Annotated in this window: 14 protein-coding genes; 11 read left to right on the top strand and 3 right to left on the bottom strand. The window is 54.7% G+C overall.

What is annotated here, in order from left to right:
• Positions 1-170 precede the first annotated feature (170 nt).
• From acs to G506_RS19465, 4 genes are all read left to right on the top strand, one after another.
• Positions 171-2,126: an acetate--CoA ligase gene (acs, locus tag G506_RS0110290; RefSeq protein ID WP_028116789.1), complete on the top strand. Its 1,956-nt coding sequence runs from the start codon at positions 171-173 to the stop codon at positions 2,124-2,126.
• Between the two features lie 146 nt (positions 2,127-2,272).
• Complete coding sequence (locus G506_RS0110285) at positions 2,273-2,875, top strand: GNAT family N-acetyltransferase (protein WP_028116788.1); 603 nt, start codon at positions 2,273-2,275, stop codon at positions 2,873-2,875.
• Between the two features lie 91 nt (positions 2,876-2,966).
• Positions 2,967-4,592 carry an AAA family ATPase gene (locus G506_RS19470; RefSeq protein ID WP_051202051.1) on the top strand — a complete coding sequence of 542 codons (1,626 nt, stop codon included), beginning with the start codon at positions 2,967-2,969 and terminating at the stop codon, positions 4,590-4,592.
• On the top strand, positions 4,585-6,030 hold the full coding sequence (locus tag G506_RS19465; protein ID WP_051202050.1) for a vWA domain-containing protein: 1,446 nt from the start codon (positions 4,585-4,587) through the stop codon (positions 6,028-6,030). Before G506_RS19470 ends, G506_RS19465 begins: the two co-directional genes overlap by 8 nt.
• Before the next feature lie 13 nt (positions 6,031-6,043).
• Here the strand turns inward: G506_RS19465 and G506_RS19460 are convergent, their stop codons facing one another.
• Complete coding sequence (locus G506_RS19460) at positions 6,044-7,519, bottom strand: peptidoglycan DD-metalloendopeptidase family protein (protein ID WP_156904868.1); 1,476 nt, start codon at positions 7,517-7,519, stop codon at positions 6,044-6,046.
• A 347-nt stretch (positions 7,520-7,866) separates the two neighbouring features.
• Between G506_RS19460 and G506_RS0110265 the strand changes: the two genes are divergently transcribed.
• From G506_RS0110265 to G506_RS0110255, 4 genes are all read left to right on the top strand, one after another.
• Complete coding sequence (locus tag G506_RS0110265) at positions 7,867-9,183, top strand: DASH family cryptochrome (RefSeq protein WP_051202049.1); 1,317 nt, start codon at positions 7,867-7,869, stop codon at positions 9,181-9,183.
• Entirely contained in the window at positions 9,180-9,362 is a 183-nt protein-coding gene (locus G506_RS20705) for a DUF2256 domain-containing protein (RefSeq protein ID WP_084631312.1), read from the top strand. The genes G506_RS0110265 and G506_RS20705 overlap by 4 nt, the downstream gene beginning before the upstream one ends.
• The gene (locus G506_RS0110260; RefSeq protein WP_084631310.1) at positions 9,346-10,884 is read left to right on the top strand and encodes a cryptochrome/photolyase family protein; all 1,539 of its coding nucleotides are present in this window, start codon (positions 9,346-9,348) and stop codon (positions 10,882-10,884) included. Before G506_RS20705 ends, G506_RS0110260 begins: the two co-directional genes overlap by 17 nt.
• 354 nt (positions 10,885-11,238) lie before the next feature.
• Positions 11,239-11,484, top strand: coding sequence for an HP1242/YdcH family protein (locus tag G506_RS0110255; RefSeq protein WP_028116785.1), 246 nt, complete (start codon positions 11,239-11,241; stop codon positions 11,482-11,484).
• 97 nt (positions 11,485-11,581) lie between these two features.
• On the opposite strand, the gene G506_RS0110250 is transcribed toward G506_RS0110255, so the two are convergent.
• Positions 11,582-12,352, bottom strand: a complete 771-nt coding sequence (locus tag G506_RS0110250; RefSeq protein ID WP_028116784.1) for a methyltransferase domain-containing protein — start codon at positions 12,350-12,352, stop codon at positions 11,582-11,584.
• A gap of 122 nt (positions 12,353-12,474) precedes the next feature.
• Here G506_RS0110250 and G506_RS0110245 point away from each other — a divergent pair, with 122 nt between their 5' ends.
• From G506_RS0110245 to cspE (G506_RS0110235), 3 genes are all read left to right on the top strand, one after another.
• Positions 12,475-13,665, top strand: coding sequence for a class I SAM-dependent methyltransferase (locus tag G506_RS0110245; RefSeq protein WP_028116783.1), 1,191 nt, complete (start codon positions 12,475-12,477; stop codon positions 13,663-13,665).
• Between the two features lie 312 nt (positions 13,666-13,977).
• Positions 13,978-14,187: a transcription antiterminator/RNA stability regulator CspE gene (gene cspE / locus G506_RS19455; RefSeq protein WP_035387237.1), complete on the top strand. Its 210-nt coding sequence runs from the start codon at positions 13,978-13,980 to the stop codon at positions 14,185-14,187.
• Between the two features lie 106 nt (positions 14,188-14,293).
• Complete coding sequence (cspE, locus tag G506_RS0110235; RefSeq protein WP_028116782.1) at positions 14,294-14,503, top strand: transcription antiterminator/RNA stability regulator CspE; 210 nt, start codon at positions 14,294-14,296, stop codon at positions 14,501-14,503.
• Positions 14,504-14,566: 63 nt separating this feature from the next.
• Here cspE (G506_RS0110235) and G506_RS0110230 read toward each other — a convergent pair whose 3' ends face one another.
• Entirely contained in the window at positions 14,567-14,908 is a 342-nt protein-coding gene (locus tag G506_RS0110230) for a hypothetical protein (RefSeq protein WP_156904867.1), read from the bottom strand.
• Positions 14,909-15,085 lie beyond the last annotated feature (177 nt).

Here is a 15,085-nt window from a genome sequence, read left to right as displayed (position 1 = left end):
TAGATCCCTTCTAACTTAGGCCAAAGTATGATGCCAAGACATCGCCATCATACCCTTTTAGATCAATAATTTATCAACATTATCTGGCGAATAGACGATGGTCTAATGGTTGCTGTAAGTGGCCGTTGCAACACTGACTGCGAGTTGTTTTCAAAGGATAGGGATCCCGCATGAGTACCCAGACTCTCTACCCAGTTAGCGCCGCACTGGCGGCCAACTGTAAGCTCAACGATGAGCAGTACCAGAAGATGTACCAACAATCGATCATCAACCCAGAAGGGTTCTGGCGCGAACAGGGCGAACGCCTCGATTGGATCAAACCCTATAGCCAGATCAAAGACGTCAGCTTCGACGACCACAATCTGTTTATCAACTGGTACAGCGACGGCACCCTGAACGCGGCCCACAACTGCATCGATCGCCACTTAGCCAGTCGCGGCGATAAAACCGCCATCATCTGGGAGGGCGATGACGCTAGCGAGCAGCGCACCCTAAGCTACCGCGAACTGCACCGTGAAGTCTGTAAGTTTGCTAATGCCCTACGTAGCCAAGGCGTACGCAAAGGCGATGTGGTCACCATCTACATGCCGATGGTCCCGGAAGCCGCGGTGGCGATGCTGGCCTGTGCCCGCATCGGCGCCGTGCATTCAGTGATTTTTGGCGGGTTCTCGCCAGATTCGATCGCCTCTCGCATTAACGACGGCCAATCGAAAGTGGTGATCACCGCCGATGAGGGCATTCGCGGTGGCCGCGCCATTCCACTGAAAGCCAACATCGATTTGGCGTTGCAATCGGAACAAGTAACCACCATCGAAAAGGTGATTGTACTCAAACGCACTGGGGCTGAGGTCGATTGGGTTGAGGGACGTGACATCTGCTTTAAATCGTTGATGTCGGTGGCCTCAGAACATTGCCCAGTCGAAGAGCAAAACGCCGAAGATCCGCTGTTTATCCTCTACACCTCCGGTTCGACCGGCAAACCCAAAGGGGTGCTACACACTACCGGCGGTTACCTAGTGTACGCGTCGATGACCCACGAATATGTCTTTGATTACCGAGACGATGAGATCTATTGGTGTACCGCCGATGTCGGTTGGATCACCGGCCACAGCTATATGGTGTACGGTCCTCTCGCCAATGGTGCCACCATTTTGATGCACGAAGGGGTACCCAACTGGCCCAACGCTGGTCGTATGGGCGAGATGATCGATCGGCATAAGGTTAATATTCTCTACACCGCCCCCACCCTTATCCGCGCCCTAATGGCGCAAGGCGCCGACGACTACCAAAACTTTGATGGTTCCAGTTTGCGGATCATGGGGTCGGTCGGCGAACCCATCAATCCCGAAGCGTGGCGCTGGTACTACAACGTTATTGGCAAAGAGCAGTGCCCGATTGTTGATACTTGGTGGCAAACCGAAACCGGCGGTGTGCTGATCTCGCCACTGCCGGGGGCCACCGATCTGAAGCCCGGCTCCGCCACCCGGCCGTTCTTTGGCGTGCAACCGGCGCTGGTCGATAATGAAGGTCAACTGATTGAGGGCGCCGGTGAAGGCAATTTGGTGATCCTTGACTCTTGGCCCGGGCAGATGCGCAGCGTCTACGGCGATCACGAACGCTTTGTGCTGACCTATTTCAAGACCTTCCGCGGCATGTATTTTACTGGCGATGGTGCCCGTCGTGACGAGGATGGCTATTACTGGATCACTGGCCGCGTCGATGACGTTATCAACGTCTCTGGCCACCGCCTTGGCACCGCAGAGATCGAATCGGCACTGGTCGCCCACCCCGACGTTGCCGAAGCGGCGGTGGTTGGTTACCCGCACGACATCAAAGGCCAAGGGATCTACGCCTACGTCACCCTGAACCGCGGTACCGAACCCAGTGAGGAGCTGCGCCAAGCACTGCGAAAATGGGTACGCAGCGAAATTGGCGCGCTGGCCTCGCCAGACCTAGTGCAGTGGGCATCGGGGCTACCTAAAACCCGTTCGGGTAAAATCATGCGCCGATTCCTGCGTAAGATTGCTGCCGACGAAGTGACCGCGCTGGGTGATTCATCGACTTTGGCCGATCCCGCCGTGCTGGATGGTTTGATTGCCGAACGGATGAACCGCAGCCGCGACTAGAAATAGCACTTACCTTAATTGGCGACCTGTTGCTGCACGGCACAGGTCGCTTTGCTTTTTCTCCAACAAAACTTTGCCCTAATGCATTTAAGCCAAGTGGTTGCTGTAGCTATACTGCAAGCAACTGCCGCTGTGAATGCTACCTCATGTCCCAACAGTCAGCCCCAAGCGTAACTCGATTAACCGCCGCCGACGCCGCGTCATTGTCGATCGAAACCTATGCCCGCGATGGCGCGCCGGTGTTGATCCGAGCCAGTCGCCCCGACGACGCCGAAGCGATTGTCGCCCTCTACCCTTATGTATCGCGGCGATCACTGTATATGCGATTTTTGCGGGCGATCGACAAACCCACAGTGGCTCAGGTTAGGCGTTACACCGACGTCGATTTCGCAGTACATCTATCGCTGATCTTGTTCTACGACGGCCAACTGGCCGGAGCCGGTCGCATTATTCGTACCAGCCCCGACGCCAACATCGGTGAACTGTCATGCATGATGGTTGACCAATTTCAACGCTTGGGACTGGGGCGGTTGATTGTCAGCACCCTGCTCGAGCAAGGGCGACGCTGGGGCATCGACGAGATGATTGCCATGGTACACCCACAAAACAGCCCAATGTTGCGGCTATTTAAAAGCTTGGGGTACCCCTGCCAAATCATCTGGGAAGAGGGGGATTATCTGGTTCGGATCGACAATCGTTTGGCGGCAGACTTTGAGCAAAATCCACCACCGCCACCACTGATCAGCTGAGATCCGCCTCACCGTTTTTAGCTGTGCCGCCCACCAATGGCGAGGTTTATCTCTATGATGTCGACAATCTCTTTTGTCACTGCACGCCGTCATGACTCCGACTTCACCACTGCCGCAGATCAACCGACTGATCGACGCCATCAATCACGACCTGTTTGAACGCAAGCAAACGGTCGCGCTGGCGCTGTTAACCGCCATTGCCGGACAACACAGCTTTTTACTGGGGCCACCGGGTACCGGTAAAAGTCTTTTGGCACGGCGGATCGCATTAGCTTTTGCCGACGCCCGCTATTTTGAATGTTTGATGAATCGCTTCAGCACCCCCGATGAGGTGTTTGGTCCGGTATCGTTGGCGGCGTTAAAACAGGATCGTTATCAACGCAAAATCGACGGCTATTTACCGGCGGTTGAATTTGCCTTTTTGGATGAGATTTGGAAATCCAGTCCGGCGATCCTAAACACCCTGCTGACCCTGATCAACGAACGACAATTTCGCAACGGCGAGCAGCAGTTGGCGGTGCCACTTAAAGGGCTTATCGCCGCCTCCAATGAACTGCCGCAGCCGGATCAGGGACTAGAGGCGTTATACGATCGCTTTTTGGTGAGGCTGGAGGTAACCCCGACTGAGCAGTGGCATAACTTTGCCCAGATGCTCTGCAGCGCCCCAGCCCAAGCGGACATCGCCCTCGCCGATGGTGATCCAATTGATGCCGAACAACATCAACAGTGGCTGACGCAAATCGCCCAAGTCGAGATTGGCAGCGACAGCTTGACGCTATTGCAGCGCCTACGTCAGCTCCTAAGCGAACAGCAGCCAGAGCTGTACGTCTCCGACCGCCGTTGGCAACGAGCAGCGCAACTGCTGCGCGCATCGGCCTTTTGTTGCGGTCGCCGCTATACCAACCACAGCGATCTGCTGTTGTTACGTCACTGCCTATGGAGTCAACCACAACAGCGCCAAGCGGTTGCCGAACTGCTTGAACAATGCGTAATGGAAGTCGCCTGTCCCTGCGACATTGATGTGAGCGGCAGCTACCAACAACTGGACATCCTCGATCAGCAACTGAACCAGCTATTGTTCTACCCAGAGACGGTGTTCGACACCTGCGACTTCTATCCGCAGCAGCACTTCTTTGGGGTTCACAACGAACAACCGATTGCCCAGCGTGATGGCTTCTTCTACGTCCGCACCCATGCCGAACACAACCACAATGCCAAAGCGCCGGTGTACTTCGACTTTTTCGTGCATCAAAGCCAGCGTCACAGTCGCCGTCCATTCCATCCCTACGATCCGCTTGGACCGCTAAAGACCGATATCCAATGCCAGTTTTCCGAGTCCGGGCTGATGACTATCCGCTACGCCGAGCACGGTAATTTCGACACCTCGGCTTTCAGCGTCAAACCATTTAAGCCGACGGTATTGCATCAGCAAGGGGAAGCGCGGCAACGGATCGATGGCGCGACTCTGACCACGTTACAGCAGCAATTAATGACCCTTGCGCAGCAACTCAGTGCTGCAATCAAGCAAGCGAAAGCGTACCAACAGCAGTTCGAACAGGCTGGCAGCAACCCCTTTATTAGCGCTGAGGAGCAGCAGTTGCTTGAGCTGGCCTTCAGCCAACAACAAGCCGATCTGGAACTCAACTTACTGCGCACCCAAGCGCTGTTAACTCTGGCTAACGACAATCAGCCCGATACGGCACCAGCCAATGTTTGACACGTTAACCGAGCGCTATAGCGATCTGCTCAGCGCCTCACCGCAGTTACAAGCGCGACTGGCAACGGTGCTGCAACAGCTAGAGCAACAAGCGCAGCAGCAGTTACACGATGACGACCCGCTGCAAACGGTGCAACAGCAGCTGCAAGCCGCGCAAACCGATCTTCAACAAACTGAACTGTCGGCGGCGCAATTGCAGCAACACTGGCAGCACTACCAGCAGTTTTTGCAGGCGCAGCAACTGCCGCACAACCAGCGCTTTTGGCACAGCCAACTGAATCGCGACCATGGCGATCCACGCCATTATCGAATGCTGCTGCGGCTGCTAACCCAACAGTGGCAGCAACAGCTAAGCCAGCGCCAACAGCAATGGCAGATCCAGCAGTTGATATTGATCCGCCAACAGCAGTGGCATGCCCTGCAGCAATGGCTGCAACTGCTGGCACGACTCAGCCGTGATCTGACCGCGCTGGGGTTGGAACCCGGGTTACTGGTGGATTTTTCCAATGGTCGCCTGCAACCGCAACAGATCGGTCAAATCGAACAATGGGCCAAACTGCTGCAGCAACAGCCGCAGCTATTAGCGCTGTGTCAACAGTTGGGAAAACAGCGCAAAGCCAGCGTAAGCCAACAAATTGAATGGCTGCCGCAGCGTCAGCGCCGCTGGCAGAACCAGGCTAATGCCCCCGCCAAAGAGGAACTATTTGGGCTTACCCTTGGCCGTGAACTGGCTTATCTGTTGCCTGCAGAATTGGCGCAGTTGGCCGACGCCGATCTGGCCGCACTATTTGATCTGAAATATGCTGAGCAGCGCCTAAGCCAATTTGAACTCAAAGGCTGGCAAACCGAGCCAAGCTACCTCACTGTAACGATTCCCCACAGCGTCGCGGTCGAAGACCAATTGGGGCCGATGATCCTCTGTATCGACAGCAGTTTATCGATGCAAGGCGCACCAGAACTGATCGCCAAAGCGGTGGCACTGTATTTGGCCGGCACCGCCTTAGCGCAGCGGCGTGACTGTTATCTGATTAACTTTTCAACCCAAATCGACACTCTGCAACTCGACCCCAGTGCAGGCCTTGAACCGCTGCTGGCGTTTTTACAGCGCAGCTTTAACGGCGGCACCGACATTACCCCAGCACTGCGACATGGGCTGGCGCTGCTGGAGCAAGCAGAATTTCAACACGCGGATCTGTTATTGATTTCCGATTTCGTGATGACCGAACTGGACGGTGAACTGCAGCAGCGAATTGCCCAGCAACACCAACAACACAATCGCTGCTACGGCTTGGCCATTGCCGCCATCGATGGCCCGCTGCCGCTGAATCTGCATCTGGCCAAACAGTGGCATTACGATCCCGTTAGCGGCGCCATTGAGCGTCAAAGCCAACAAAAACAAAGCCCCCCAGCACCATTGGCGTTGGAGGGCTTGGCATAATCGACTACTGACGTCAGCGAGTCATGGTCTCGCCACCGCCATAACTGGCGACATACTCTTGCATCTGTTTTTGGTAGCCATCTACTTTCACCAAAAACTCGCCCTTCTCTTTTTTCGGCACCGAGGTCGCCATCGGGATCTTGGCAGTTAAGGAGTTCACCGCGCGGCCGCGGATCAAAAACTCATAGTGCAGGTGGGCGCCAGTCACCCGTCCAGTGGCACCAACCGCGCCGATGCGCTGGCCGCGACTTACGGTTTGCCCACGTTTAACGTCGATCCGCGACATGTGCAGGTAACGGGTCGCGTATTCACCACCATGCTTGATCACCACGTATTTGCCAGCGATGCGGTGGTTTTCCACCCGTTGCACCACGCCATCGCCCGCCGCCAAAATTGGGGTACCGGTGCGGGCAGCGTAATCGGTGCCGTTGTGCGGGCTGACTCGCCCAGTCACCGGATGCAACCGACGTGGATTAAATTTGGAGGAGATCCGTGGGGTTTGCTCAAACGGGTGGCGCATAAACGCCCGCGCTAGGCTGTTGCCATCGGCATCGTAATAGCTGCCATCGTCATGCAGATAAGCGGTGTGCAGCCAATTACGACCTTCAAATTCAACCGCCATCAAACGCCAATTGCCGGTGGCTTCACCGTCGATAGACTGGTACTGATGCAGTACCCGTACTTTGTCGCCCGCGCGCAACTGGCGGCGAAAGTCGAGTTTGTCTTTGAACATCTGCGAGATCTGCTGCGCTTGGGCTAGGCTCAAACCCGCCTTAGTTGCCGAACGTTCGAAACTGCCACGGATCTCAATCGCGGTCGGATGAGCACGCCAGTGGCCCTCTACCTCGATTCGCTCAACGCTAAAGGTGTCATCAACGCGGTTGAACACTACCTGCCGGGCGCGATCAAACTCAATCTCAAACTTGGTCAACTGGCCGGCGCCATCAACCCAGAAGTAAAGGATGTCATCGGGCATCAAGGTGTCCAGCGCCAACACCTCGTAGTCGGCCTCGAGCACCTGCAACATCTGCTGTTGGCTGATGGCAAAGCGATCAAACAGCGCACTTAAGGTATCGCCTTTTTCAATCCGATGTTGATAGGTCGGTGCGTTGGCATCGATCACCGGCTCTGGTTCACTCGATTGGTTGGCAACAGCGCCATTACCGCTCGCCAGTTCTGCGGTTGCCACTGCAGGAGTTGGCTGCGCGGCTGTTGTTGCTGTTGTTGCTGTTGTTGAGGGTACTGCGGATGGCACCAGTGGCGTACTATTGCTTACCACGGTGCGGGTCGGCGTCGTTGGTAACGTTGGCGCAATCACTCGCACCGCGCCCTGTTCACCGGTGACCGAGGTCGGCAGCGCCACACTTTGACGCTTAGATAATGGCGCCGTGACACTGCTTGGCGTCGCCATTTGGCTGTACAACGCCGCCATCGCGAGCAACACCGAACCGGAAACAATGGCGCTTTTATGGCGTTTTGGCAGCGCCATAAATTGTGCAGGCAAGCGCGTTAGTCTTGCCAGAGGTGTTGGCGAACCTGCGTCACCATCGTTACCCAAAGACGCGCTATTGGAGCGCGATTTACGCCATGAAAACAAAACAAATACCGGAGATTGATCGAAACGCCGACCAAAATGCAAGATTGATCACTGTCAGTCAAATAGACCGGTCAGATATTTGACCTAGGCAACAGCTTGAGAACCGCCGCCAATTCAAGCTTGGCGAGCAACTTGCCAGTGGTTGTTGCTGCCAGCGATGGCGCAATTAGCGAATTAGAGTAAGTCCAACCGCCGTTACTGCTCGTAACAAGGTGATCTCCATTGCCCGAGGAGCAGCCATGAAACGGTCACTGATGTGGTTTCGCAATGACTTACGCCTAGCAGATAATCCTGCACTGATTGCCGCCAGTGGCGCTCGCGAGGCACTGGTGTGTCTGTACATCGTCGAGCCCCGCTGGTTCGTGGCCGACAATTGGCACAGCCGCCGGATTGGCGATCATCAATGGCGGTTTTTGCAGCAAAGCCTGCAGGATTTGGATCAGCGTCTTGGCGAGCTGGGGCAACAGTTGTTGATCCGCATCGGCGATCCGCTGACCATCATTCCACAACTGATGCGCAATCACTGGCTCAACGATCTGTATTGCAGCGCCCCTTTTGGTGAAGAGGAACGGCGCCAATATTTGACGCTGCAGCAGCAACTGGGCGAGCAGCGCTGCCATGCAATTGAAGGCTCAACTCTTTTTCGTTTAGAACAGCTGCCGCTCCCGCTGTCGCAGTTACCCGCCAGCTTCAGCAAGTTTCGTAAACAGATGGCAGCGATTGCGCCTGCCAAACCATTGCCAGCGCCGCGACTATTGCCCGCCTCGCTGCAATTGCAAAGTGAATTCTTGCCGCCTCTGGCCACCCTACCGCAAGCGCTGTTTTGCGGCGGCGAAAGTGCCGGTTTGCAGCACGCCGAGCACTACTTCGACAGCGCCGCCCCGCAAACCTACAAGCAGACTCGCAACGCCCTTGATGACTGGTGCAGCTCCACCAAATTTTCCCCGTGGCTGGCCCACGGTTGTTTATCACCACGGCAACTGTGGCAAGCGATCAGCACCCATGAAGCGCAGCAAAGTCGCAACGACAGCACCGATTGGATCCGGGTTGAACTGCTGTGGCGTGAATATTTTCAGTGGTTGGCGTTATCCGCCCAAAGTCGCTTATTTGCCTTTACTGGCACCCAAGGCATCCGCCGCCCCACCAGCTTTTACCCTGAACGCTTCGCCAAGTGGTGCCAAGGCGCAACCCCTTATCCAATAATCAACGCCGCCATTAACCAGCTTAACGCCACGGGCTACACCTCTAATCGCGCTCGCCAATTGCTGGCCAGCTGTTTTGTTCATGAATTGGCCCTCGATTGGCGCTACGGTGCCGCCTATTTTCAGCAACAGTTGATCGATCATGACGTCGGCTGCAACTGGGGCAATTGGCAGTACCTAGCGGGCGTGGGCCAAGATCCCCGAGGTTGGCGCCAGTTCGATCTGGCCAAACAGACCGAAATCTACGATCCAGATGGCGAATTTATCGCTAAATGGGGGGGCGACCGCCACCCTGCGCCACTCGACAGCCTTGATCACAGCGATTGGCCAGTGACTGCCAGAGCCGAACCATGAAAGTCGATTCGCTACGACAGCAAACTAAGCTTTGTGCCGTATGCCAACGGCCGTTTCAATGGCGCAAAAAATGGCAGCAGTGCTGGCAACAGGTGCGCTACTGTTCCGAGCGTTGCCGTCGTCAACGTCATCTAGTCGCCGCAACAAAGGAAAGTAGCCACCGTGATCCACACCGTTAGATTGGTCTTAGGCGACCAACTCAATCTGCAGCACAGTTGGTTTAAGCAAGCAGACGACGGAGTGTTGTACCTGCTGGCAGAGCTAAAACAGGAAACCGACTACTGCCGTCATCATATCCAAAAGGTGTGCGCCTTCTTTGCCGCCATGGGCGAATTTGCAAGTGCTCTAGAGCGCACCGGCCATCAAGTGCGTTATCTGGATTTAGATGACAGCTGCGCCTTTGCCGATCTGCCAACGCTGCTTGATGCGGTGATAGTTGATTGCGGCGCCCAGCGCTTTGAATACCAACGCCCAGACGAGTACCGCCTACTTAAGCAACTGCGGCAGATGCAGTTGCCAGTGCCTTGCGATGAGGTCGATAGCGAACATTTTTTGGTGCCGTTTGACGAGCTGGATCAGCACTTTACCCGCAACCAAGCGCAGCGGATGGAAACCTTTTACCGGCGTATGCGCAAACGCTTTCAGGTGTTAATGGACGATGGCAAACCCAGCGGCGGCAAATGGAACTACGACAAGCAAAATCGCAACCCACTCAAGCCAGAACATTTCGCGGCAGTGCCTGAGCCCCTGCTGTTTGCCAACGACATCAGCGCCATCAAACAGCGGCTGACACGCCATCAAGTCGACACCATCGGTGACATTGGCAACAGCTTGCTATGGCCGATTAACGCTCGGCAAGCCGAACAACTGCTGGATCACTTTTGCGAATATTTACTACCGCAATTTGGCCGCTTTCAAGACGCCATGAGCAGCAGCGCTCCGCACCGCTGGAGCCTTTATCATGCCCGCCTAAGCTTCGCTCTTAACTGCAAAATGCTGGCGCCACTGCAGGTGATTGATCGCGCCATTGCCGCTTATCAACAGGATCCGGCGATTGAACTGGCGCAGATTGAAGGGTTTGTCCGGCAGATACTGGGCTGGCGTGAGTATGTGCGCGGGATCTATTGGCTCAATATGCCGCAGTACGGCCAGCGCAATCATTTTGGCGCCAGCAGGCCACTGCCCGCGTGGTATTGGAATGGTGACACCCAGATGCACTGCCTTAGCCAAGCCATCGGCCAATCGCTGCAATATGCTTATGCCCACCACATTCAGCGACTGATGGTGACCGGCACCTTTGCGCTGTTAACCGAAGTGGATCCCGATGAGGTCGACGGCTGGTACCTTGGGATCTACATCGACGCCATCGAATGGGTCGAGATGCCCAACACCCGTGGCATGAGCCAGTTTGCTGATGGCGGACTGTTGGCGTCCAAGCCCTATGCCGCCAGCGGCAACTACATCAACAAGATGAGCGATTACTGTCAGCACTGTCGCTACAAGGTAAAAAGCACCACCGGCGCCGGCGCTTGCCCCTGGAACAGCCTGTACTGGCGCTTTATGGACAAACATGCTGATGAGTTGGGTCGCAACCCACGTACCCGAATGGTGCTCAGTCATTGGCACAACCGCAACCCCGCCGAGCGCCACGCCGTGTTACAGCAGGCCGAACAGTATCTGCGCCAAATCAATCAACTGTGATTTAAACGTACAACACGCGGGGGATTGATCTTGGGCAAACGCCCTGCAACCAACATGATGCTACAGTTAGTTGGCCATGCGAGGTCGTGTTGATGTTTGCTGTTCAGAATTTGGTCGAGGATAGCGACTGTCAGTCGAGGATTGCGATTGAAGGCATAGTGGTTCTACGTCGAAAATCGTATGACGAAGAGTGACAGACGCTAGTCCGACCCTGAAGGGCGCCCTCCACAAAATGAGACGGTCAAAGTGACTGGCCAAGTTTAATTTGGCTCTAAAGACAGCCAATGGTGGGCGCAAAAATAAACGGCAAATGTGAACACGCCCTCTCCACTCAACTCAACCCAAGGGGGTTTCATGTTAGGTGAAGTACATTCTCTGGTGAACGATTTTCCAGAGCACCAAGCGGTTATCGAGTCGTTGTTGGCCAACGACCCAACGTTTGCTCAAGACACCAAACAATACAATGCATTGGACAAAGAGATCCGCACCTTAGAGCTGAACAACAGCCCGATTGGCGATGATCAAATGCACAAACTTAAACACGACCGCGCCGAACTAAAAGACTCGCTCTATCAACGGATCACCGCCGCCGCTTCGTGATCTAATGGCCAACGAAAAGTAGTCTCCCGTTTCAACTAGGGCGCAGCCAATCTGGCTGCGCCCTAGTTTTGCTGGCTACGTGGCCACGGCCATTTGGTTACTTTTGCAGCAGCAGATGGGTATAGCGGCCGATATCGCGATACAGCGGCTTACGGCAGAACTCCAATTCCAACTCGATCAAGCGCTCAAGCTGGGTACGTTGCAGCGATTTATCCCGCAGATAATCGTGGATAACTCGCACGCCAGCTTGCTCAACCACGGTGAAGCCAACCGCTTCGGCCATCGCAATCACTCGATCATTGTGCAGCGGATGCTGCGGCACCATCCGAACTCGGCGGGTTTTCTTGGTGGTCATCGCCTCGCCTAAGTTATCGAAATTACCGGCCACCAAGTTATGCAACTCTGCCCCTTGGTAGTTAAAAAACGCCAGCGACAACCGGCCACCGGGCTTTAACTGCTGATAGAGCTCGGCAATCACCGGTTCGGGATCCGCCAACCACTCCAACACCGCATGGCAAATCACCGCATCAAATGGCGCCAGTTGCTGCTCGGCCAGCGCTTGAATCGGCCCATGGATGTATTGAAACCGCGCCGCCAAACCGGCGTGCTCGGCCTGCTCTTGCGCCAGCATCAGCATCTCCTGCGACAGATCCGTCAGTACCACTTGGTGGCCAGCGGCGGCGACTCGGCGTGCCAACTGTCCCTGACCACCACCGGCGTCCAGCACCCGCCCAGCCAAAGGCAATTGCGGTAACAACCCCTGCTGCAGCAGATGCCACAGCACTGCCTCGCGCACTTGGCCTTTACTGGTACCGTAGATGTTGTTGGCAAATTTGGCGGCACGGCCGTCAAAGCTGATGTCGTTCATGGGGGATGCTATCTGGCTAAAAACAGGGGGACGCGATTATGCCACAGCCGCATCGGGTATGACTTGCCCTATCGCTGACGCATGCCTACAATCCGCCAACTTTTCATCAATAGAACAACGCCATGTCTGCCAAAATTATCCTGAAAAAAGCGCGCGAGAAATCGCTGCTACGTCGTCACCCTTGGGTATTTTCCAACGGCATTGAACAGGTAGAAGGCCAGCCTCAACAAGGTGAAACTGTTGAGGTTTATGCCAAGGATGGGCGTTGGCTCGGACGCGGTGCTTACTCGCCGAAGTCACAGATCCGAGTGCGGATCTGGACCTTCGAGCAGACCGAAACCGTTGACCAAGCGATGTTTGAACGCCGGATCGCCCGTGCCCAAGCCGGTCGCGAACACGTCATCGAGCAAGGCGGCCTGACCGGTTACCGTCTGATCGCCGGTGAATCCGATGGGCTACCAGGGATCACAGTGGATCGCTTTGAAAACGTGCTGGTGTGCCAACTGCTGAGCGCCGGTGCCGAATACCAACGCGAGGCGTTCATCAACGCCCTGCGCAGCCAATTCCCAGAGCTCACCATCTACGAACGTTCCGACGTCGATGTCCGCAAAAAAGAGGGGCTAGAGCCAACTCAAGGGCTGCTGCATGGCGAACTGCCCGCCCAGCCGATGACCTTTATGGAGAACGGCTTGAAACTGCTGGTGGATGTGGTTAGCGGCCACAAGACCGGCGCCTACATCGATCAACGTGACAACCGCGCCATCGCCGCCAGCTACGTTAAAGGCAAACGGGTGTTGAACTGCTTTAGCTACACCGGCGGTTTTGGTACTTACGCCCTGCGCGCTGGCGCCGCCGAGGTGATCAACGCCGACGTATCAGCGCCGGCACTGGCATTGGCGCAGCAAACCGCTGAAATAAACCAACTGGATCTGAGCAAACTGAGCAACGTTGAAGCCGATGTATTCAAACTGCTGCGCCAATACCGTGACAGCGGTGAGCAGTTCGATGTGATTGTGCTAGACCCGCCAAAGTTTGCCGACAACAAAGCGCAATTGGTTGGCGCCTGCCGAGGCTACAAAGACATCAACATGGTAGCGATGCAATGCATCAAGCCTGGCGGCGTACTGCTGACCTACTCTTGCTCTGGACTGATGGATGCACCATTGTTCCAAAAAATCGTTGCCGATGCGGCGCTGGATGCCGGTCGTGACGGCCAAATTGTGCAAAAGCTGACTCAGGCCGCAGACCACCCAATCGGCTGCGCTTACCCTGAGGGTTTTTACCTCAAAGGCCTTGTGGTTCGGGTGTGGTAAGTGAGCTAACTCGCTAATTCTTTAGAATTGGGCGAAAAAAGCTATTTCTTAGGCTGGTCAATAAATTGTTTTCCATCAGAAAAACATTATTTTTACGATAATTTGTTGACCAGCCAATGGTATTCACCTGCCTAAGTGGTATAGTGCAAAAGTCCGTCAAGGACGTGACGGCCACAATTTGAACTTGAACTCTTCCGCTCTATCCGCTTGTTTCACTACGCTCAAGCCCGGTTAACGCGAAGCGCCTCTTTGAAAGAGAAACCCCTTGTGCAAATTGTGAAAGCAACAGATTGATAGATTCAGGAGAGATCGATGTCCCAAGCGACTGGCACCGTTAAATGGTTTAACGATGAAAAAGGCTACGGCTTTATCAGCCAAGATAACGGCGGTGGCGATGTATTCGTACACTTCCGTGCCATTTCTGGCGATGGTTTCAAGAGCCTAGCGGAAGGCGCGGCAGTTAAGTTCGATATCGAACAGGGTCCAAAAGGCCCACAAGCAGCAAACGTCGTGCGTTTGTAATAGTTACTTGATATAACTGTCAGGTAATTTTTTTATTGTCTCCGCAAGGAGACAGATCTACAGTCATGCGTAGCATGATTTTGCATTATTGATTCGGGAGAGACCCATGTCTCAAGCAACTGGTACCGTTAAGTGGTTTAATGACGACAAAGGTTTTGGTTTTATCAGCCAAGACAACGGCGGCGGCGATGTATTCGTACACTTCCGCGCTATCGCTGGCGACGGCTTTAAATCTCTGGCGGAAGGCCAGGCAGTGAAGTTCGATATCGAACAAGGTCCAAAGGGCCCACAAGCTGCTAACGTTTCTAAAATCTAAGTTAGATTAAGAATTTTAAAACCCCGCCTAGGCGGGGTTTTTTATTGCCATTCAACGGCGTTGTTAATGCACTTGATGATCGTGCTCTTGGCTCTTGTAGTAGCGTTCAGCCACTTTCATTCCTAACCGTTTAGTTGGCATAGACATCTGTAACTGACGGTTGTAGAACGAAAAAACCTCTGCCAACAGATCGGGCAATGGCGCTTGCTCCTCTTCGGCAACCTGCACCGCAATGCCCAGATCAAACGCCAGCGCGACGTTAGAATCCCCCAGTTCATCCAAATGCTCACGGTCAACCGAGGTCAACACACAGAGCAACATGGTGGCCACTAAACCACTTGGCAGTTGTTCATCTGCTGATGCCGCTGATTGGCTCCGATCCCTCGACTTTCGACTGTCTTCCATTTTTGCCTCCCCGGCTGGCGCCAATTGTTTATTTTTTGTAAAGGCGCAAAACACAAACTACCGCAGATAACATGCCTTTAAAAGCTTTGTTTACAATCACTTATGTGTCTATTCAGGGAAACCGAATTTAGTCCTGTATGGCCATCGGTGCAGCAGGTAAAATTCTCCTATTACCCC

The sequence above is a fragment of the Ferrimonas senticii DSM 18821 genome, assembly GCF_000422665.1.
In the GTDB taxonomy this organism is placed as follows: Bacteria; Pseudomonadota; Gammaproteobacteria; order Enterobacterales; family Shewanellaceae; genus Ferrimonas; species Ferrimonas senticii.
This window is presented reverse-complemented; position numbering and strand designations above follow the sequence as displayed.

Coding starts and splice junctions, on each gene's coding strand:
- acs (WP_028116789.1), top strand. CDS start 171: ATGAGTACCCAGACTCTCTACCCAGTTAGCGCCGCACTGGCGGCCAAC.
- G506_RS0110285 (WP_028116788.1), top strand. CDS start 2,273: ATGTCCCAACAGTCAGCCCCAAGCGTAACTCGATTAACCGCCGCCGAC.
- G506_RS19470 (WP_051202051.1), top strand. CDS start 2,967: ATGACTCCGACTTCACCACTGCCGCAGATCAACCGACTGATCGACGCC.
- G506_RS19465 (WP_051202050.1), top strand. CDS start 4,585: ATGTTTGACACGTTAACCGAGCGCTATAGCGATCTGCTCAGCGCCTCA.
- G506_RS19460 (WP_156904868.1), bottom strand. CDS start 7,519: ATGGCGCTGCCAAAACGCCATAAAAGCGCCATTGTTTCCGGTTCGGTG.
- G506_RS0110265 (WP_051202049.1), top strand. CDS start 7,867: ATGAAACGGTCACTGATGTGGTTTCGCAATGACTTACGCCTAGCAGAT.
- G506_RS20705 (WP_084631312.1), top strand. CDS start 9,180: ATGAAAGTCGATTCGCTACGACAGCAAACTAAGCTTTGTGCCGTATGC.
- G506_RS0110255 (WP_028116785.1), top strand. CDS start 11,239: ATGTTAGGTGAAGTACATTCTCTGGTGAACGATTTTCCAGAGCACCAA.
- G506_RS0110250 (WP_028116784.1), bottom strand. CDS start 12,352: ATGAACGACATCAGCTTTGACGGCCGTGCCGCCAAATTTGCCAACAAC.
- G506_RS0110245 (WP_028116783.1), top strand. CDS start 12,475: ATGTCTGCCAAAATTATCCTGAAAAAAGCGCGCGAGAAATCGCTGCTA.
- cspE (WP_035387237.1), top strand. CDS start 13,978: ATGTCCCAAGCGACTGGCACCGTTAAATGGTTTAACGATGAAAAAGGC.
- cspE (WP_028116782.1), top strand. CDS start 14,294: ATGTCTCAAGCAACTGGTACCGTTAAGTGGTTTAATGACGACAAAGGT.
- G506_RS0110230 (WP_156904867.1), bottom strand. CDS start 14,908: ATGGAAGACAGTCGAAAGTCGAGGGATCGGAGCCAATCAGCGGCATCA.